An 18,923-nucleotide genomic window follows, 5' to 3' on the forward strand; every position below is an offset into this window, starting at 1 on the left:
CGTGTTTATTGACCTCGACCGATATCGTCAAGTTGGCAGCGCCACTTATTCAGCTGCCGCCGCCGTCACTACAACCTCAATTAGCTTTTTGGGTGAGGCCAAAACAGTGCCGACCGTAGCGCGAGAAGGCGCATGGCCCTCAGCTACCCAGTCATCCCAAACCGCGTTCATAAGATGGAACTGAGACATGTCCGACAGAAATATCTGGCAAAACAGAATTCTCGACCGATCTGACCCGCTCTCTCTAAGCAGTTCATCGACGGATGCTAGTACCTGGCGGGTCTGCCCCGTCATGTCCTGTTCGACGTCAGTTGCGACCTGGCCTGCGAGGTACAGAACGCTTCCGTGTCGAGTCACTTGTGCCATTCTCTTGGTCACGCGGCTTCGTTCAATTTCAGACATTTATTTTCTCCATCTTGGATTAACGTTCAGGCCCAGCTACGGAGGCCTGATATCGAATTGCTGACGTGACAGCAATTCTTCTAATTGGATCGGGAGGCAGCCACGTTGGGCCATCAAAGCCTAAAACGTCCGTTAGAGCTTGCGATGAGATTCCCATTGCCATCTCACCCAACAACTTTCCAAATACACTACCCTTCAAAACGCCGGCACCGTTGCAACCAACCGAAGCATAAAGTCCAGGTCGAAGCTCGCCGAAATAAGATGCCCCATTTCGAGTCAGCGCTGTTGTTCCGCCCCAGGTATATTCGAACTCGTGAGAGTTCATCTGCGGATACCGACGCTTGTAGCAATCAGTAAGCAGCTCGCGAGTTTTAACAGGTGATTGCTCACTCTCATAGGAATATGCACTTCTGACCATCATTCTTCCGTCTTGTATGCGACGCAAGGTAGTGCCAAGCCGGTTGGCGGGAATAACGCCCCATTCCTTTGAATCCCCCAACTTACCAAGCTCGGAATCCGAAAGCCGAGGAGTTACCGCCGCGTAGGTAAAAATTGTGAAGAGGCGCTCTCGCAGGAGGCCAAGTTTTTTCGCGAATCCGTTATTGGCAATGATGATGCGGTCGGCAATATATTCACCGCCCACAGTCGTGACAACGAACGGCTTGGCTTCATCAACAGCCAGAACCGCCACCCCCTCGAGAAGCGTGACATTCTTTGGCAGCGAATCTGCTAGCCCTCGAATCAGCGCCGCGGGTTGAACGAACACGTTGTTGGGCGAATGGAACCCGTACGAATAGTAAGGCGTCCCAAGTTTTTCGGCCAAACCATCTCGGTCAAATTCTGTGAACGATACTCCCCACTCTTTGTACTGTTCGATTACTGAACGCAGGCTCTCAACGCCTTTGCGCCCAGCTGCAGCATGATATTTCCCGGCCGGATTCCATCCGCAATCAATGCGATTCTCACGAACCAACTCCGCGAGCCAATTCCTGCCGTCGTCGTACATGCGAATCTGTTTGCGTGCAACCTCAAGAGGACTGGTATGTCCACCCATCTTCGTGTTGTGAGGCAAGTCGATGATGAATCCGGAATTTCTTCCAGCCGACCCTTCGCCAATTGTCGACGCCTCGATCACCAGAACCTCTTCTCCCGGTCGCAACTCCGCCATGCGCCTCGCGGCGGCAAGACCGGTAAAGCCTCCACCAATCACTATCGATGCGTATCGGGACTTGGTTGACGATTGGTGGATTTGGCGCTCAGGCAGCATCGCGTTCCAGCCGGAACGTTGTTTATATACCGGCGCTACGTCAGCCGCTCTCCGGTCACTGGAAGATTGTTGGGTGTTCATCGCCGAATTAATTTTCAAAGTCAACATTACCTAGTGGCGGAAATGCCGCACACCTCCATCAACCACGACTCGAATGTACGACGTCGCGGCCGCTAACCGTTCGTTTGAAGCGCTATTTCCGAAGAATCAGCTTAGCTGCAGTTTCGGGATCGAGTCAGGGAGCAACCTTTTTATCTCAGGGAATACCGATACTTCCAACACTCGCCGACTTGTTTGATAAAAATAGTCGACAGTTTCTTCGTATTCTCCAATACGTGACACTTGGTATATGGTCCGAGTAAGAGGAGGCCCGCTGATCGGAAGCACACAAACGTCCCTCAAATAGCCCCGACTCTGCAAAAGAACCAAGGGCGTAGTGATCGCCCAGCCGAGATCAGCCGCGACCATCGACAAGACGACGTCTGACGCGTCGATCTCCAGATGGCGTTTAGCCGATATGCCCCGACGTCTGAGATATCGTTCGGTCAATGCGCCATAGTGCGAGCTGGTACTGAAGCGCACTAGTGGCAACTGACGTGCAATTTCAGCGATGTTCCCTTCTTGAAATCGATCCTTTTGCGCAGCCGGCAACACCACCATAAACGGCTCGCTGAACAGTGGACGTCGAACCAGTCGATCCATATCCTCAAGCGCGTCAGAGGTCACTATCAAGTCCAGTTGCCGCTGCAGAAGGGCTTGCGAATGCCGATATGCCAGCCCCGCCCACAGAACCACCTGGTGTCCTTGCCCTATCGCCTCTTTCACTACGGCCGGTCCGACGGTGGCTGCGTACGAGTCGATCATGCCAATCCGAATCTCGGGTCGATTGGCTGCATCGGCCTCTCGCGCATTTGCCAGAAGACGGCTCATCTCCTCCACTACCGAATTCGCGTCTCTACGCAGTGCGATTCCTGCAGGAGTTAGCCTGATTGGGCGACGACTACGATCCAAAACTTTCGTCCCCAAAATCTCTTCGATCTGCGCGATCGTCTGAGATACAGCAGACTGTGTGACGCCGAGACGGGAAGCCGCTCCAGATACGCTTCCTTCACTCGCCACGGCTTCGAACACTTGAAGCGCCCGGATCTCTAATCGGGAAAGTTCCGCCATTCCGACTCCTCATATAAGCCATGTTAATTCACGATCAAAAAATCGGTACCTTTTCTCGATCATATTAGACAAACTAATATCAGTGATCAAACTTGCTTTATATGCATCGGTAAAAACCCGCCCCCTTGGCCAGATCATGATTCTCGTCATCCGGCTTAGCGTGGTCTGGCGCAATAGGCGACGCAAAGTTATCGCGAGATGTGAGCGGGGAGAGCGGCTCGACCGAAACGGACTCCCGTTCGGAAGACGCTCAGGAAGAATCAGGCGGAGAAGGCCGAGTAGATAGAGCAAACCGGCGCGCCACCCAAGGTCAGAAGCGCGCTTACTCTGTGCGAGATTCCTGCCCCTCAGGATGCTTGCTGGTGCACCTAGCGTTAACGAGAGTCGCCCGAAGATGCACACGAACCTAGGCTGATGGAGTCACCCTTCTTAAGCTTCAGGGCATCCCCAACGGCTCTGACATGCAACGCCGCCGTCCCGGAATGAATGTGTGGCGCCCCCCTTCTCTTGGGAGCGGGGAGACGCTACCAGCAGCGCCACGTGCGCCATCTTGATGGATGCTCCAGAAAGCACCCGCTCGCAAGAACACCTCCCCCGCCAAACCGACACCTCCCCCGAACAGCGGCGGGGTAACCAGCAAATCCCAACAAAAATTTGAACAACTTTTGGGATTAATTGATGTTCGGAATCAAAAAGCCCGGACAACTTCATAAATGCGCGATTCTGGCCGGACTAGACTGTCTCGGCCGGTACGCTCGTCGTCCGGCGCCACGAGGCCCGAGAACGCGTTCGCAGCGACGAACCGCCGGGCGGCGGCCCTGCCGCCGAACCATCCAAACAGACATGGAGACAATCATGATCATCTACGGCACCGCGCTGCTCGCGTTCTGCCATCTTGCCGGCCTGTTCCTCGGCGATCTGCTCGGCGCCGCCATCGGCGTGAAAACCAATGTCGGCGGCGTCGGCATCGCGATGCTGCTGCTGATCGTGCTGCGCATCTGGCTGCACCGCCGCGGCTGGCTTCCGAAAGAATCCGAAGCAGGCGTGACGTTCTGGGGCGCGATGTACATCCCGGTGGTGGTGGCGATGGCGGCCAACCAGAACGTGGTGGCCGCGCTCAAGGGCGGCCCGGTCGCGCTGCTCGCGGCGATCGGCGCGGTGGCCGTGTGCGCCTGCTGCATCGCCGTGCTTTCGCGCATCGGCAACGACGATTCCGATCCGGCCTTCGCGCCGGCCAAGCAATAAGCGGAGGCCCGGATGATTTCCATGCTCGAGAAAGTCGTTGCGCACAACGGCCTGGTGGCCGCGTTCGCGCTGGTCGGCATCGTCATGTGGGTATCGATGATGCTGTCGAAATTCCTGACGCGCGGCCGCGTGCACGGCTCGGCGTTCGCAATCCTGATCGGCCTCGCGCTGGCCTGGGTGGGCGGCGTGGTCACGCACGGCGAGAAAGGCATCGCCGACGTGCCGCTGTTCGCCGGCGTCGGCCTGATGGGCGGCGCGATGCTGCGCGACTTCGCGATCGTCGCCACCGCGTTCGAAGTGCAGGCCAGCGAGGCGCGCCGCGCCGGGATGATCGGCGTGGTGTCGCTGCTGCTCGGCACGGTGCTGCCGTTCATCGTCGGCGCGCTGGTGGCGCGTGCGTTCGGCTATACCGACGCCGTCAGCATGACCACCATCGGCGCGGGCGCCGTCACCTACATCGTCGGCCCGGTCACGGGCGCGGCGATCGGCGCCAGCTCGGACGTGATCGCGCTGAGCATCGCCACCGGGCTCGTGAAGGCCATCATCGTGATGGTCGGCACGCCGCTCGCGGCCGGCTTCCTCGGCCTGCGCACGCCGCGCTCGGCGATGATCTTCGGCGGCCTGGCCGGCACCGTCAGCGGCGTGACCGCCGGGCTGGCCGCCACCGACCGCCGCCTCGTGCCGTACGGCGCGCTGATCTCGACGTTCCACACCGGTGTCGGCTGCCTGCTCGGGCCGTCGGTGCTGTTCTTCGCGACGCGCGCGATCGTCGGCAGTTGATCCGGCGAAACGGGGCGGCCGCCGGCCGCTCCGCCCGTTCCCTTCTCCCATGCCCCGCCACGCCTCCCATCCGCTCGACGGCCCGCTGCCGGCCCGCGAGCAACGCGATCTCCAGCTCAAGCATCACCTCGCGTTCGCGCGCCTGCGCGACGACGGCCGCGATCCCGCGCCGCTCGCCGTGCTCGCGAACGTGGTGCGCCTTGCCGCGGCGCTGGGCGGCAACGCCGATCCCGATGCGGCGCAACTCGCCGCCGCAGCCGAGGCCGCGCTCGAACGCACGTACCTGCGCGGCGCGCCGTACCGGCTCGACGAAGCCGGCCGCGACGTGCTCGCGGCGCTCCTCGCGCTGCACGACGCGCAACTCGCCGCCGCCACGGTCGGCCATTATCTCGATGCCTGGCGCGCCGTACGCCGAATCAATGCGGAGCGCGCCAGCGCCGCCGCGATCGTTGCGCCCGCAACGTTGAAGCGAAAAACCCTCGCCACGGCCTGACGATTTACGGCAGCGGAAATGCTATTGCGCCACGCATAACGCGATACCGCACCGCATTGCCTTTCATTCGAATTCGATTGGAAGCCAATCGACACACAATTAGAAAATTCCGGAAAGCCTGTTCGTAATTACCTCACAAGATAAGGCCCGGATTTTCTCTCGACGCCTTCCTCCATTTCTCGCACACCGGGCTGCCACGCCCACTGGACAAGGCCTCGGCGCGATCTCAGCCAGCTTTCGCTTTTCATTCATCGGAAAAATGTCACCTGTCCAAATTACGATCTGTGTAATATCTCGAACGACACAACGAAAGCTTGTCGCGAAACCGTTTACACCGCGCGACATGCGACGACCAACACCGGAATCGGTATTTTTCGGCATGACGCTCCGTTAAAAAAGCAAAAAATCGGGCGATTTTTCCGAAAATGGATTAACCGCCGGTATTTTAAAAATAACGGGCAATAACAATAGATGAGTACGAATTCCGAGGGGCTGAGTTACCGTTTTTCGACGGCCTATGCGCCCGCGCGCGAACGCTTCGATGCCTGGCGCGCGGATACCGGCGCGCTGTTCGACATCGGCATGCTGGAAGACGACCGCGTGCCATACGATTCGCAGTTCGATTTCACGCTGCTCGACCAGATCATGTTCGGCGGCCGCCACTGGCTGCATCCCGAGCATCGGGTCGATCACGCGATGAGCCGCTCGCCGCAGCGGATCCGCTCCGATGGCCTCGACGGCTATTACCTGCAACTGCAGCTCAGCGAAACGCTGTACGGCACGGCCGGCCGCAACACCACGATGCACATCGGCCCCGGCGACATGTGCGTGCTCGACCTGGCCACGCCGTTCGACCTGAAGGTGACCACCGGCGACACCATCTGCATGGTGATTCCGCGCGACCTGCTGCCGGCCGGCGCGGCTTCGCTGCACGGCCGTTCGCTGTCGCACGGCATGGGCGGGCTGCTGGCGGACTATCTGCGATCGCTGCGCCGGAACATCCCGCAGGTGGGCGCCGACGAGATGCCCTACGCGATCCAGGCCACCAAGAACATGCTGGTGGCCTGCCTCGCGCCGACGCTCGACACGCTCAAGCAGGCCGAGACCGAACTCGATGCGATGTTCGTGAACCGCGTGAAGGACTACATCGAGCAGCACCTGCTGTCGCCGGATCTGACGCCGGACAGCATCTGCAAGGCGATGGGGATTTCGCGTTCGAAGCTCTACCGCCTGTTCGAGCCGACCGGCGGCGTGGCGCGGCTGATCCAGCACAAGCGGCTGCATCGCGCGCGCAACGTGCTGATCGATCCCACCGCCAAGCGCATGCGGATTTCCGAGGTGGCGTGGCGGCACGGCTTCGTCAACGAGAAGCACTTCAGCCGGCTGTTCAAGGAGAAGTTCGGCGCCACGCCGAGCGAGATCTCGGCGCGCGAGTTCCGGCGCGAATCGGTGTGGGCGCAAGCTTCCGCCGAGCAGGCGGCCGCGGCGAACAATTTCAGCGAGTGGATGCGCGCGTTCGTGTCGTTCTGAACAATGGCGCGCCGCGTGGGTTCGCGGCGCAAGTCACGATCGGGAAGGTGCGGCTTACTCGGGCTGGCTGTCGCGCACCCGCTTGGCCAGTCGCTCGTAATAGGCCGCGGAGCCGCGATTGCCGGCCGCCGTGAAGCGCTTCGCCGTGAGGTGCGCGGCATTCACCGCCAGATCGAACAGCGAATCCGAGGTGCTGCCTTCCATCGAGCGCGAAGTCGCGTTGTTCAGCCCCGAATCGAACTGCTCCACCGGTTCCAGGCCCGTACTGGTGATCATCAAGCCGCGCATGGGCCGCCCGGCCTTCATGTCGCCGAGAAAGAACTGATACGGCTCGGCCGTGCCCACGCGCATCACGCCCGCGCCATCCGCGGCGCCGCCCGGGCACGGGCCCAGCCAGCGCGCCGCCTGGCCGGCGAATTCGGCCGGCGCCGCGGCGCGGCAGGCCACGTCGTCAGCCGCGGCCGCGGCTGCGGCCGTGCAGATGAACGCCGCGCCCAGCGTCGCGGCGCAGCCCAGGATCCAACGTCGTGCATGCATGGCGAAAACCCTTTTCGAAGGAAAGCCGGCTCCGCCGCTCAATTCTGAATCAGCGGATTCAAGGTGGTGCACAGGAACCCCGTGCAATTCTTCGGCACAAAGTACACCGAAACAATCGACGCCGTCGAGGCGCCGAACGCCATGTCGCTGAAATACGCGTTGCCCTGCGCGCCGAGCGTGTTCGATTGCGTGACGAACCCGGCGCTGGTCAGTTGCTGCGTGACGGCCTGATACGTGAACGTCGGCGATTGCGTCTGGTCCTTCACATACACCGTGGCCGAACTGCTGCCGAACACCTGCGTGCCCTTGGCGCGGAAGCCGCGCGCGCCCTCGGCGTTGGCCTGCGTGACGAAATCGCTCGCGCTGGCCGATTCGGCGGGCGCCTCGTAGGCGTAGGTCGCGCCCGATGCGCCGTTCTTCGCGTAGAGGTTCAGGAACGCGCCGCCGATGAAATACGGCCCGACGAACCAGTAGCCCGATTGCCCTTGCGCGTTGGCCTGCACGAGGAAATCGGCCGGACTCGCGGAGTTCGATTGAAACTGGTAGCTGTAGGTGGCCGACGAGCCGTCGTTGCGATACAGCGTGCCGTAGGTCAGGTCGCTGTCGTAGCGGAAGCCGCGCGCGCCTTCCGCATTCATCTGCGCGAGATACGCGCTCTGCGTGGTTTGCGTGACCGGCAGCTCGTAGGTATAGGTGCTGGCCGAGCCGTCGTTCACGTAGATCGAATGCTGCGAGCTGGCGTCGCCCGAGAAGAACTCGTCGCCGACGTAGCGAAAGCCCTTCGCGCCTTCGGCGTTGAGTTGCGTCAGGAAGCTCGCGGCATCGTTGGCGGGCGTCAACGCCTCGAAACGCGACGTGAACGTGCTGCTGCCAGTGCCCGGCGAACCGGTTCCCGACGAGCCGCCCGCCCCCGACGACGCGCCGCCGCCCGAGCTAGCCGACGAACCCGACGACGAGGAACCCGATGCGACGGGCGACGAATCGTCCCCGCCGCCGCAGGCGGACAGGGTCAGACAGGCGAGCGCAACCAGCGCGGCGGCTTTTTTCATGGCGACCTCGAAAGATTGAAGCGATGGAAAGGCGACGCGCAGGCCACGGCCCGCAAGCGACGAGGCAGGCCGCGCGGCGGCCGCAGGGCCGCCGCGCGTCGCGGAGAAATGCTTAGTTGACCTTCAGTGCGCCGCCGCGGCCCAGGCCGCCGCGCACGTCCTGCGCCTTGTAGCTGCGCAGCGCCACGACCATCTTGTTCCAGGCGTCGATGAACGCCACCACGGTCGCCTTGCCTTCCGGCGTCGACGAGAAACCGCCGAGCGCGCCGCCTGCGCCGCCGCCGAAGCCGGCCAGCGCCGCGCCCCAGTTGGTGGCCGTCGAGCTGCCTTCGGCTGCCGCGATCTGCACGGCCGAGCGCACGTCGAACAGCGTCAGCGTCACGACCGAGGCCTTGCTCTTCAGCGAGCCGGCCAGCGCGCCGATCCCGCCGCCGAAGATGCTGCCCACCGCGCCGCCCAGGCCGCCGATCGCCGAATCGTTGACGACGATGTTCGGTTCCATGTAGTAATCGGCCGCGACGCGCTGGCCCTTCTGCTGCTTCGAGCCGGCGCGGTATTCGCCCGAGCTGCGTTGCAGCTCGGTGATGCGTTGCAGGCGCGCGTCCGTCTTCTGGTTGCCGACCGACGTGATCACGAAGCAGTTCGACTGCTGCACGGCCAGGCGCAGCAGCGGATCGATGCTGGTGACTTTGGTGGCGCTGCCGAACGGGCCGAACCAATCCGCGTTGCGGCCGTCGTCGACTGCGATCGTACCGAGCGGAGACGTGCAATGCTCGAGCGTCGAATCGGCGCCCGCGCTGGTCGCGCCGCCGGCCGCGCCGGTCACGCCGATGTTCTGGCCGCCGGGCGTCACCATGCCGCCGCATGCGGCGAGGGAAGCGGCCAGTGCGGCCGCCGCCGTGATCCTGAGGGTGGAAGTGATGTTCATGTCGTTGTCGAATGATGTGAAACGATGTCCGGCTTACGCTTCGGTGCGAACCTCGATAAGCCCCCCGGCATGGTTCGCGAAAGGTGTGGTCTCCCCGTCGCGGCCCCCCATGCTTAGGAATCCGTCAATACCAGTACCAGGTCGTCTGTTGCCAGACGCCGTAGTAGGTGTAGCCGGAATTCCAATAGCCGTAATAGACGTCGCGCCAGCGCGAACGCCATTTGAAATCGTCCTCGTCGGCCTTCTTGGCGTCGCGAGCCTGCTGCAGCAGCTTGGCGGATTCCTTGTCGCCGCGGTCGGCGGCGATCGACAGCCATCGGTCCGCTTCGCGCGGATCGGAGCCCATCTCTTCGAGGCCGAACAGGTAGAACACGCCGAGCGCCTTCTGCGCGCGCAGGTCGCCGTGCTCGGCGGCCTCGCGCATCCATTTGAGCGCTTGATAGCTGTCCTGACGAACGCCGTCGCCACGGAAGTAGCGCAGGCCGAGATCGTAGGCGGCCTTCGGCTGGGATTTCGCGCTCTGCTTGAGCGCGGCGATGCGCGGATCCTCGCGATCCTGGGCAGCGTCGTTCAATTCGGTGGTGACGACGTTTTTCGGACGATCGGCGCAGCCTTGATCGTCGCAGATGCGAACCATGTTGCTCGGTTGCGGCTGCACGCACGCGGCGAGCGCGAGCAGCAACGACGGCACCATGAACAGGCGGTAATGCATGACGGCCCCCCGGCTCGGATCGGGTCGCTTCGACTGCCGGTTCGGACGCCCGCTGCACGCGGTGAAGCGCTTCGCACCGGAGCGGCGCGCAAGCCAAACGTTTCAAAGGTCGGCAGGCACGCGGCCCGCGGTTTCTCTCTACCGGAACTGTCTGGCGGTCGTACTGTCTCTCGTGAACGCAAGTGTTCGTGGGCGCAGGCCCGGCGGCCGCGGCAAACGAATCGGCGATCCCTGCGGGACCCCACGCGGTTCGTCATCCTGACGATAACGATAACAATTTGAGAATTCAGCGCGAGCCGTGTGTTTCCGGCTTTTCGTGAAGCTGAATCCTAAATTCTCCAGTCGAAAACGCGAGTGCCTTTCCGTCCACGATTCGTTTCCATGCGTCTCAATCGTATGGGATCCGGAACTTTGTGTCGGGGCGCACCGACGGCGATTTCGGGCATCATGGCGGCGCCCGTCACCGCTGCCGGGCACGGGTCGGCGCAAGCCGCCGGCCCGCACCGAACCCGACGGCGCGAACGGCCTGGCCGCCTGCACGCGCCGCATCACGCAGAGAGCCAGCATGTTCCGTTCCCTTACCGAAACCGGCCCGAACCGGGCGTCACGCCGGCCGAGCCATGCTCAGGCGATTGCCTGCATGGTTGCGTGCACAAGCATCCTGTTCGCCATCGCGCCGCCCGCATCCGCCCAGGTTCGCGTTCATTCCGAAGTCGCCGGCACGTCGCTGGTGGAACTGTCGGCGCTGCCCCGGTCGCCCGAAACCGCACCGGTGCCCGAGTTCTGCGCGCACTACCGTCTCGACGCCACCGCGCTGTCGCCGGCCGGCCGCGCGGTCGAGGCGCTCGGCTGGTATGCGATGTCGGACGCGCCGCTGGGCCGGTATCGCGTGGTGTCGTTCGCCAGCGGGTTCGAGCCGGGCACGAGCGGGATCTGCATGCCGCGCCATACGAACCTCGGCATCTTCGACGGCAAGAAACTGGTGGCGCTCGCCTATCTCGCCCACGCATCGCAATGGCAATTCGGTACGCTCGATCCGCTCGAAACCGGCGGCCTGCTGATCAGCGAAGGCGAACAGGTGGGCGGCCCGGTGGCCGAACTGCATCAGCAGGACGAAGGATTGGCGCTGACCGACGTGGCCGCGTCGCGCACGTTCTGCGGCGGGCGCGCGATCGTGCCGAACGTGTTCGGCAAATCGATCGCCGCGGCCCGCAAGATCCTGATCGCGGCCGGCTGGCAGCCGGTGCGCCCCGACGAAAAGCCCGGCCCCGACGACGCCGCGGCCGGCCTCGCGAAGCACGGCGTGATCGAGGCGGAAACCTGCTCGGGCACCGGCGTGGGCTATTGCGGCTACACCTATCGCAACGCGAGCGCCTATCTGTCGGTGGTCACCGTCGGCGGCGATCCGGATCCGCGCAACGACAACGTGGTGAGCGCGCAGGCCGGATGCGAGAAGGCCCGCGCACAGCCATCCCATTGAGCCGGCAACGATTGATCGCGCAATAATCGGGGAACCGGCGTATGGTCACGGTCTGACTGCCCGCCGCCCGGCTTTCAGTTTCGTTACTTGCCGCTCCCTCCCCGACTCATGACGCGATCACCTTCTCAATCGGCGCTGCTCTGGATCGTAGCCGCCGGCTTCTTCATGCAAGCCCTCGACACCACCATCGTCAACACGGCGCTGCCGTCGATCGCGCGCGCGTTCGGCGAGGACACGCTGTCGATGCGCTCCGTGGTGGTGGCCTACACGCTGACCATGGCGATGCTCACGCCGGCCTCGGGCTGGCTCGCCGACCGCTACGGCACGCGCTCGGTCTACTTCGCCGCGATCCTGGTGTTCTCGATCGGCTCGCTCGCCTGCGCGGGCTCGCACACCGCCTCGCAACTCGTGATCGCGCGCATCGTGCAGGGCATCGGCGGCTCGATGCTGCTGCCGGTGGGGCGGCTCGCGGTGCTGCGCAGCGTGCCCGGCGAAGCGTATGTGGGCGCGCTCGCGTTCGTGTCGGTGTCCGCGCAGGTCGCCCCGATCATCGGCCCGACGCTCGGCGGCTGGTTCGCGCAGGCGTTGTCGTGGCGCTGGATCTTCTTCGTCAACGTGCCGATCGGCGCGGCCGGTCTGCTCGCCGTCCTGCGCTATCTGCCGGCGGACGGCCTCGCCGAGCGCGAACCGTTCGACCTGATCGGCTGCGTGCTGCTGTCGCTGGCGATGCTGGCCTGCTCGCTCGCGCTCGACATGCCGGCGATACCCGCGCGCGGCCCGTGGATCGCCGCCGCCACGCTCGGCGGCGCGCTGGCCGTGCTCGCCTACGTGGCGCACGCGCGCCGCCGCGAGCGCCCGCTGTTCCGGCTCGGCCTGTTCGCGGATCGCAAATTCAGCACCGGGCTGATCGGCAACCTGGTGTGCCGGATCGGCACCAGCGCCGTGCCGTTCCTGCTGCCGCTGCAGATGCAGCTCGGCTTCGGCTACACGCCGCTGCATGCGGGCCTCGTGCTGCTGCCGGCCGCGATCGCCGGGGTGGTCACCAAGCGCTGGATCGCGCCGCTCGTGAAGCGCTTCGGCTACGTGCCGTTCCTCAAGGTGAACACGCTGATCGTCGGCGCGTCGATCCTCGGCTTCGCGGCGATCGCGCCGCACACGCCGCTGCTGGTCATTCTTCTGCTGCTGGCCGCGTTCGGCGGCGCGAACTCGATGCAGTTCGCCGCCATGAACAGCATCACGCTGAAGGATCTGTCGCACCGCGACGCGAGCGCCGGCAACGGCCTGTTCTCGATGGTGCAGATGCTCGCGATGGGCCTGGGCGTGTCGATCGGCGGCGGCTTCGCGAGCCTGCTGGCCGGCCCCGACGGCAGCGAACTGTTCGGCATCCGGATGAGTTTCCTGCTGGTGGGCGCGATCACGATGGCCTCGACGCTGGTGTTCGGCTCGCTCGGCAGCCACCCGCCCGTCGCCAGCGCCCGCTGAAAAAATCGGGGCGCCAAGCCCCGGCTTCCCCCGTTTTTTTGGCGACCTATACTTCGGACATCGCCGAAGTGTAGTTCTGAAATCGCAAATACTTTCGACAAATTTGGCTCTCCAGAATGCTTCTCGACGCGGCGCCGACGGTGGGTCGGCAGGGCGGCACACCGACTCGCTACGAGGAGAGAACGATGAAGCAGCAATGGATGGCAATGGGGTTCGCGGCGCTTACCGGCGCGATGATGGCAACGGGCGCGCAGGCGGCCGACGAGCAGGTGGTGAAGTTCGGGCTGACCGGCCCGCTCACGGGCTCGCAGGCAGCCACCGGCAAGGATGACGAGAACGGCGTGCGGCTCGCGATCGAGCGCCTGAACGCGCAGGGGCTCGTGATCGGCGGGCGCAAGACCCGCTTCGAGCTGATCTCGCAGGACGACGCGGGCGACCCGCGCACCGGCATGACGGTCGCGCAGAACCTGATCGACGCGAAGGTCAGCGCGATCTTCGGGCCGTTCAATTCGGGCGTGGCGCTGCCGATCTCGGCCCCCGTCAACAACGCGAACATCGTGCTGGCCACGGTGGCGTCGAACCCGTCGATCACGCAGCACGGCTATCCGTTCGTATTCCGAATTTCGGCGAGCGACACGCAGCTCGGCGCGCGGATGGGCACGTTCGCCGCCAAGCAGTTGAAGCTGAAGCGCATCGCCGTGGTGGACGATCGCACCGCCTACGGCCAGGGCCTCGCCGACCAGTTCATCGCGGCCGCGAAGGCGAACGGCATCGAGGTGGTGGACCGCCAGTACACGTCGGACAAGGCCACCGATTTCCTCGCGATCCTCACGCACATCAAGGGCGCCAACGCGCAGGGCGTGTTCTACGGCGGCTACTACGCGCAGGCCGGCTCGATGCGCAAGCAGATGCAGCGCCTCGGCATGAAGGGCTACCTGCTCGGCGGCGACGCGATGTGCAACGAGGAGCTCGCGAAGATCGGCGGCGATGCGGTGGACGGCAATGTGTATTGCCCGCAAGGCGGCCCGGTGCTGAGCCAGACGCCGGCCGGCCGGCAGTTCTCGGCCGACTACGCGAAGCGCTTCAACACGCCGCCGCTGACCTACAGCGCGGCGCTGTACGACGGCGTGAACATCGTGGCGCAGGCGATGGTGAAGGCCGGCTCGATCGATCCGGCCAAGTACCGCGCGGCGCTGCAGGCGATCGATGCCGACGGCATCTCGGGCCACTACCGCTTCAATCAGGACCGCGATCTGACCGATTCGCCGATCACGATCTACACCTACCGCAACGGCACCCAGGTGGCGCTGGCGCCGGGCGAGAAGTAAGCACACCGCACGACGCCCTCGCACCGCGCATTTTCCGGAGGCCCGGCCGCGCATCGCGCACGGCCGGGCCTCGACCATCGTGCATGAGGGACGAACGTGCAAATCCAGGATACCGACCTCAAGCTGCTGCGCATCTTCGCGACCATCGCGCAGTGCGGCGGCTTTTCCGCCGCGCAATCGGCGCTGAACATCGGCGCCTCGGGCATCAGCGAATACATGGCGCAGCTCGAAACGCGCCTCGGCCTGCGGCTGTGCGAGCGCGGCCGCAGCGGCTTCCGGCTGACCGACGACGGCGCGCAACTCTACGACGCCGCGCAACGGCTGCTCGGCGCGGTGGAAATCTTTCACATGGAAGCGGGCGCGGTGCGCAACCGCCTGCAGGGCGTGCTGCGCTTCGGCCTGATCGAGGCCACGCTGACCGACCTGCATTCGCCGCTGCTGCCGGCGATCCGCGAGTTCGGCCAGGCCGCGCCCGAAGTGCGGCTCGATCTGCAGATCGCCGCGCCGGCCAGCCTCGTCCAGCACGTGCTCGACGGGCAACTGCATCTGGCCGTGGGGCCGTTCCCCACGCGCACGCCGGGCATCACCTACACGCCGCTCTATCGCGAGGAACAGGGCCTTTACTGCGCGGCCACGCATCCGCTCGCCGCGCGCGCCGACGGGCAGGTGCCCGCGTCCGAGCTGGCCGGGTGCCGGCTCGCGGCGCGCTCGTATCTGGCCGAGCAGGAGCTGGCGCTGCTGGGCCTGCCGCAGGCCGCGGCCACCGTCGACAACGTCGAGGGCCGCGCGATGCTGATCCTGTCGGGCAACACCATCGGCTTCCTGCCGCCGCACTACGCGAAGCCGTGGGTGGACGGCGGGCTGATGATCCGCATCGATCCGGCGCGCTACGCCACGCATCTCGACTTCGACATCGTCACGCGCAAGAACGCGGAGCCGACCCGCGTGGTGCAGGCGTTCCGCGAATGCCTGATCGCGGCGGCGGACGTGCTGGCGGGGCCGGCCGCGCGGTAAGCGCGAACCCGGCCCCGCCGGTTTTCTGCTTCGGTGTTGACTTCGTCAACCTTACTTTCCGGCTTCGGCGCTGGTCGCCTCGGCGCGGCGCAGCTTGCGCTGATGCATCACGCGGCCGAGCGTGTTGAGCAGCAGTTGCGCGGCCAGAATCGATGTGCAGCCCGAATGATCGTAATCGGGCGCCACCTCCACCAGATCGATGCCGATCACCTCGCCCTGCGCGGCCAGCCCGGCGAATAGTTCCAGGCCTTCGTAATAGAGCAGGCCGCCGTGGCTCGGCGTGCCGGTGCCGGGCGCGATCGACGGATCGAAGCCGTCGATGTCGATCGTCAGGTAATAGCGCACGCCCTTCGGAATTCTGTCGAGCACGCCCTGAATGCCGAGGCGGCGCAGGTCGCGCACCGAGATGATGTCGGAGCCCATCTCGCGCGCCTGCGCATAGCCTTCGCGCGCCGTGGACGACACGTTGCGGATGCCGATCTGCGTCATGCCCGTCACGTTGCTGTGCTCGGCCGCGCGGCGCAGCGGGTTGCCGTGGCCGTGACGCACGCCGTGACGCTCGTCGACGAAATCGAGGTGCGCGTCGATATGGACGATATGGAACGGCGCCTGTTCCGCGAACGCATTGATGCAGGGGATGTTGATCGAGTGATCGCCGCCCATCACCACCGGCAGCGCGCCGGCCGCGAGGATCTTGCGCACGCCGTATTCGATGTTGTCGTGGCTGCGCTCGGTGTTGGTGTGGACGATGTCGGCGTCGCCGATGTCGACGATCTTCACTTCGTCGGCCGGCAGGTAGGTGACGTCGTCCTCGAAATCGTAGGCGCCGCCGTGGCCGAACGAGAACAGCGTGGAGGCTTCGCGAATCGAGCGCGGGCCGAAGCGCGCGCCGGCGCGCCATTGCGTGCCGCAATCGAACGGCGCGCCCATCACGGCGACGTCGGCGTCGATGTTGTCCCAGTCGAGGCAGATCGGCGATTTGGCGAACGTGCAGATGCCGACGAACGGCAGGTTCAGGCGGCCGCTGTCGTAGGAATTGGTGGACATGGTGGCTCCGTATCGGGGGATCGGGGCCGGCCTGCAAGGCAGCCGGCCGAGCGCCGCGCGGGAGGGCGCGACGGATTCGGGCCAGTGTAGGGAGCCGTATTGGCGGGAAAAATAGGGGAATCGCGAAGCTCGCTTCGGCAATTGCCGAAGTGAACGCCGGTGGCGGCGGTCACGGCGCGGGCCGCGCCGCCGCGCGGGGCCGGGCAGGCGCCCGGAACCCGCCGCGCCGCGCTCAGGCCGCCGGCATGCGCGCCTGCAACGGCACGCTGAGGTCTTCGAGCTGCTCGCGCGTGAGCGTCACGTCGGCCGCGATCAGCGCGCGGCCCTGCACGTATTCCTTGGTCGCGTTGACGGCGTCGAGCGCGATCACGCGGCCGCCGCGCAGGTACAGCACGGTGAACGCGCGGGCCGCCACGTCGCCACGCACGGCCACGTCGTCGTAACCGTCGGGAATCCCGGCCATCTGGATGCGCAGGTCGTATTGCGTCGACCAGAACCACGGCACGCCCGGCTTCGGTTGCGGCTTGCCGACGATCGAGGCGGCCACGATCTGCGCGTGTTCGAGCGCATTGGGCACGCTCTCGATGCGCAGCGCGCCGCCCGTCACGAGCGGATGCACGCGCAGCGCGCAATCGCCGATCGCGTAGACATCGGGCAGGCTGGTGCGGCACTGCTCGTCCACCACCACGCCGTTGCCGCCCTGCGCGCCCGCATCGAGCAGGCCCTGCACGGTCGGCACGATGCCGATGCCGGCGATCACCACGTCGGCGGCGATCGAGCGGCCGTCGGCCAGTTCGACGGCCGCGACGCGCCCGTCCTGCCCCTTCAGCGCCGTGACCTGCGCGCCCGTGACGATCTCCACGCCGCGCCCGCGATGCTCGCCTTCGATGAACGCGGAAAGCGCCGCGCCCGCCACGCGCGCGAGCAGGCGATCCTGCGCCTCGATCACCGTCACCTGCACGCCGCCGAGCTTGGTCAGCGACGCGGCCGCTTCGAGGCCGACATAGCCGCCGCCCACGATCACGACATGCTTGCGCCCGGCCAGATCGGCCTTCAGCCCGTCGATGTCGTGCTTGCCGCGAATCACGTGCACGCCGGCCAGCGTCGCGCCTTCGCAGGCGAGACGGCGCGGCGAGCCGCCCGCGGCCCACACCAGCTTGCGATAGCCGAGCAGCGTGCCGTCGGCCAGACGCACGCGGTGCGCCTCGGGCTCGATCGCCTCGACGCGCTGCGACAGGCGCACGTCGATATTGCGTTCGAGCCACGCTTCGGCGGTGCGGAAGCGGATCTGCTCGCCGCCGCGTTCGCCCGTGAAGTAATCCTTGGTCAGCGGCGGCCGCTCGTAGGGCAGCTCGGCCTCGTCGGACAGCAGCGCGACGCTGCCCTCGAAACCGGCCTTGCGCAGTTCGGCCGCGCAATTCGCGCCCGCATGCCCGGCCCCGACGATCACCACATCCAATACGTCCATGCTTTTTCCTCTGTTCAGTTTGTTGCTTCGATCCGGCCGGCGCGGCGTTTGAAACGCCTCGGCCTGGCTGCCCGCGAATCGGCGCACGAGAGTATCGCCGCTCGCCGCGTCAGCGGCAACGGGTGGACCGTTCGGTCATGCGGCCCGCGCTTAGGCCTCGACGTCGATCGAAAGGCCCAGCGCCTCGGCCAATTGTTTCGAAGTCCGCACGATCTGCGCGGCTTCGGGGTACAGGCCCGGATCGCTGCCTGCGTCGAGCCAGGCCACCACGCGCATGCCGGCCGCCACGCCGGCCTGCGCGCCGAGCGGGCTGTCTTCCACCACCACGGCCTGCGCCGGCGTCACGCCGAGCCGCTCGGCGGCCAGCAGATAGCCGTCGGGCGCGGGCTTGCCTGCCTCCACATCGTGCGCGCACACCGCCACCGTCAAGTATTCGCCGAGCGCGAGCGCGGCGATGCCCGATTCGAGCGTGTTGCGCCCCGCGTTCGACACCACCGCCTGATACAGGCCCGCATGCTGCGCCGCGCGGCACAGTTCGAGCGCCCCCTCGCGGGCACGCAGGTGTTCGAGGCTGGCGATGAACGTCTCGAAACGCACCTGCGACCACGTCGCGAAATCGAACGCGCGGCCATAACGCGCCACGCAGAATTCGTACGAGGCGCGCCCCGTCATGCCGAAGGTCTGCGCGTGCAGCGCGTCGTCCGGCTCCTCGCCGAAGTGACGCAGCGCGGCCACCAGCGACGCGTAATGCAGCGGCTCGCTGTCGGACAGCGTGCCGTCCATGTCCCACAGAATCGCGCGGTAAGGCGGCGGCGCGTCGGACGTATCCGCTACATCAGCTACATCGGCGGAGCGCAAGGCGCTGACGTTTTCGGAAGAATCGGAATCGGGCATGAAGATGGGCGGCAGGCGGATGAATGGACAAGCCGACGACGGTGCAGGCGGCGCGATGGCGCGCGCAATCGTCCACGGCGGGTTCGATTGTAAAGCG

At 65.2% G+C, this 18,923-nt stretch carries 18 protein-coding genes; 8 read left to right on the top strand and 10 right to left on the bottom strand.

What is annotated here, in order from left to right:
* Nucleotides 1-45 precede the first annotated feature (45 nt).
* The 3 genes from G3N92_RS02970 to G3N92_RS02980 all read right to left on the bottom strand — a co-directional run bounded on the left by G3N92_RS02970 (nucleotide 46) and on the right by G3N92_RS02980 (nucleotide 2,839).
* Nucleotides 46-402: a RidA family protein gene (locus G3N92_RS02970; protein WP_206125941.1), complete on the bottom strand. Its 357-nt coding sequence runs from the start codon at nucleotides 400-402 to the stop codon at nucleotides 46-48.
* Nucleotides 403-421: 19 nt separating this feature from the next.
* Nucleotides 422-1,750 (bottom strand): FAD-dependent oxidoreductase, encoded by a 1,329-nt coding sequence (locus G3N92_RS02975; RefSeq protein WP_206125942.1) that lies wholly within the window; start codon nucleotides 1,748-1,750, stop codon nucleotides 422-424.
* A 126-nt stretch (nucleotides 1,751-1,876) separates the two neighbouring features.
* Nucleotides 1,877-2,839, bottom strand: a complete 963-nt coding sequence (locus G3N92_RS02980; protein ID WP_206125943.1) for a LysR family transcriptional regulator — start codon at nucleotides 2,837-2,839, stop codon at nucleotides 1,877-1,879.
* Nucleotides 2,840-3,694: 855 nt separating this feature from the next.
* Between G3N92_RS02980 and madL the strand changes: the two genes are divergently transcribed.
* The 4 genes from madL to G3N92_RS03000 all read left to right on the top strand — a co-directional run bounded on the left by madL (nucleotide 3,695) and on the right by G3N92_RS03000 (nucleotide 6,887).
* A complete protein-coding gene (gene madL, locus G3N92_RS02985; protein WP_206125944.1) occupies nucleotides 3,695-4,084 on the top strand; it encodes a malonate transporter subunit MadL in 390 nt (129 codons plus the stop codon).
* Between the two features lie 12 nt (nucleotides 4,085-4,096).
* Nucleotides 4,097-4,864 carry a malonate transporter subunit MadM gene (gene madM / locus G3N92_RS02990; RefSeq protein WP_206125945.1) on the top strand — a complete coding sequence of 256 codons (768 nt, stop codon included), beginning with the start codon at nucleotides 4,097-4,099 and terminating at the stop codon, nucleotides 4,862-4,864.
* Nucleotides 4,865-4,913: 49 nt separating this feature from the next.
* Entirely contained in the window at nucleotides 4,914-5,357 is a 444-nt protein-coding gene (locus tag G3N92_RS02995) for a hypothetical protein (protein ID WP_206125946.1), read from the top strand.
* Between the two features lie 471 nt (nucleotides 5,358-5,828).
* Nucleotides 5,829-6,887: a helix-turn-helix domain-containing protein gene (locus G3N92_RS03000; RefSeq protein WP_206125947.1), complete on the top strand. Its 1,059-nt coding sequence runs from the start codon at nucleotides 5,829-5,831 to the stop codon at nucleotides 6,885-6,887.
* Between the two features lie 54 nt (nucleotides 6,888-6,941).
* On the opposite strand, the gene G3N92_RS03005 is transcribed toward G3N92_RS03000, so the two are convergent.
* The 4 genes from G3N92_RS03005 to G3N92_RS03020 all read right to left on the bottom strand — a co-directional run bounded on the left by G3N92_RS03005 (nucleotide 6,942) and on the right by G3N92_RS03020 (nucleotide 10,113).
* Complete coding sequence (locus tag G3N92_RS03005; protein ID WP_206125948.1) at nucleotides 6,942-7,424, bottom strand: hypothetical protein; 483 nt, start codon at nucleotides 7,422-7,424, stop codon at nucleotides 6,942-6,944.
* A 38-nt stretch (nucleotides 7,425-7,462) separates the two neighbouring features.
* Nucleotides 7,463-8,473: a hypothetical protein gene (locus G3N92_RS03010; protein WP_206125949.1), complete on the bottom strand. Its 1,011-nt coding sequence runs from the start codon at nucleotides 8,471-8,473 to the stop codon at nucleotides 7,463-7,465.
* A gap of 112 nt (nucleotides 8,474-8,585) precedes the next feature.
* The gene (locus tag G3N92_RS03015; RefSeq protein WP_206125950.1) at nucleotides 8,586-9,401 is read right to left on the bottom strand and encodes a CsgG/HfaB family protein; all 816 of its coding nucleotides are present in this window, start codon (nucleotides 9,399-9,401) and stop codon (nucleotides 8,586-8,588) included.
* Nucleotides 9,402-9,525: 124 nt separating this feature from the next.
* Nucleotides 9,526-10,113, bottom strand: a complete 588-nt coding sequence (locus G3N92_RS03020) for a tetratricopeptide repeat protein (RefSeq protein WP_206125951.1) — start codon at nucleotides 10,111-10,113, stop codon at nucleotides 9,526-9,528.
* 640 nt (nucleotides 10,114-10,753) lie between these two features.
* Between G3N92_RS03020 and G3N92_RS03025 the strand changes: the two genes are divergently transcribed.
* The 4 genes from G3N92_RS03025 to G3N92_RS03040 all read left to right on the top strand — a co-directional run bounded on the left by G3N92_RS03025 (nucleotide 10,754) and on the right by G3N92_RS03040 (nucleotide 15,417).
* Nucleotides 10,754-11,593: a PASTA domain-containing protein gene (locus G3N92_RS03025; RefSeq protein WP_206125952.1), complete on the top strand. Its 840-nt coding sequence runs from the start codon at nucleotides 10,754-10,756 to the stop codon at nucleotides 11,591-11,593.
* A 108-nt stretch (nucleotides 11,594-11,701) separates the two neighbouring features.
* Nucleotides 11,702-13,075: a DHA2 family efflux MFS transporter permease subunit gene (locus G3N92_RS03030; protein WP_206125953.1), complete on the top strand. Its 1,374-nt coding sequence runs from the start codon at nucleotides 11,702-11,704 to the stop codon at nucleotides 13,073-13,075.
* Between the two features lie 185 nt (nucleotides 13,076-13,260).
* Nucleotides 13,261-14,403, top strand: coding sequence for a branched-chain amino acid ABC transporter substrate-binding protein (locus G3N92_RS03035; protein ID WP_206125954.1), 1,143 nt, complete (start codon nucleotides 13,261-13,263; stop codon nucleotides 14,401-14,403).
* A gap of 96 nt (nucleotides 14,404-14,499) precedes the next feature.
* Nucleotides 14,500-15,417: a LysR family transcriptional regulator gene (locus tag G3N92_RS03040; RefSeq protein WP_206125955.1), complete on the top strand. Its 918-nt coding sequence runs from the start codon at nucleotides 14,500-14,502 to the stop codon at nucleotides 15,415-15,417.
* Nucleotides 15,418-15,468: 51 nt separating this feature from the next.
* On the opposite strand, the gene speB is transcribed toward G3N92_RS03040, so the two are convergent.
* The 3 genes from speB to G3N92_RS03055 form a co-directional block, all read right to left on the bottom strand.
* Entirely contained in the window at nucleotides 15,469-16,464 is a 996-nt protein-coding gene (gene speB, locus G3N92_RS03045; RefSeq protein WP_206125956.1) for an agmatinase, read from the bottom strand.
* Nucleotides 16,465-16,696: 232 nt separating this feature from the next.
* Nucleotides 16,697-17,932: an FAD-dependent oxidoreductase gene (locus tag G3N92_RS03050; RefSeq protein WP_206125957.1), complete on the bottom strand. Its 1,236-nt coding sequence runs from the start codon at nucleotides 17,930-17,932 to the stop codon at nucleotides 16,697-16,699.
* 150 nt (nucleotides 17,933-18,082) lie between these two features.
* On the bottom strand, nucleotides 18,083-18,826 hold the full coding sequence (locus G3N92_RS03055) for an HAD family phosphatase (protein WP_206125958.1): 744 nt from the start codon (nucleotides 18,824-18,826) through the stop codon (nucleotides 18,083-18,085).
* Nucleotides 18,827-18,923: the final 97 nt, after the last annotated feature.

The organism is Burkholderia sp. Ac-20379, assembly GCF_017104645.1.
Taxonomy (GTDB): domain Bacteria; phylum Pseudomonadota; class Gammaproteobacteria; order Burkholderiales; family Burkholderiaceae; genus Burkholderia.